Raw genomic sequence first — 531 nt, 5'->3', positions numbered from 1 at the left:
AGTCTGCCGCATTATACCATTATGAACGCCGCGCTATTTTATGACCAGCCGAAATGGCGCTTTGATTTTAAAGTGAATAACCTGGCTAAGCAAAAGTATTGGGACCTTGCCGGTTCGGCCCAGCCATTGGCCAATATCGCCGCTAACCTGACCATCAAGTTTTAATATGGTAACCAACAGAAAAGAAAAATCAGCCTTCCGCCGCGTGGCGGAATGGCTGCATTTATGGCTGGGGCTGACCTCAGGCCTGATCGTTTTCATTGTCTGCTTTACGGGCGGCCTGTGGGTCTGGCGCTACGAGATCGGTTATTTTACCGAAAAGTACCAGCGGGTGGAAATTCGTAACCGGCCCGTTTTGCCGCCATCGGCACTTATCGCCAAAACAGCGGCTTACCTCGAAGCGAAGAAAGATACCGGGGCGAAGCTTAGTAATATCATCAACAGCGGCCCCGGCCGTTCGGTCAGCATCGGTTATACTTTTGGCAAGAAAGGCTTTGCCAATATCTTTGTTGATCCCTATGACGGGCACAT

At 50.5% G+C, this 531-nt stretch carries 1 protein-coding gene; it reads left to right on the top strand.

The window, feature by feature from the left end; genetic code table 11:
• Positions 1–166: 166 nt before the first annotated feature.
• A partial coding sequence (locus AC07M6_RS24460; RefSeq protein ID WP_494894099.1) for a PepSY domain-containing protein occupies positions 167–531 on the top strand: 365 nt, incomplete at its 3' end.

Source organism: Mucilaginibacter sp. GW821-FHT07H05, from assembly GCF_059418485.1.
Note: the sequence above shows the minus strand (reverse complement) of the source record. Positions and strands in the feature narration are given on the sequence as shown.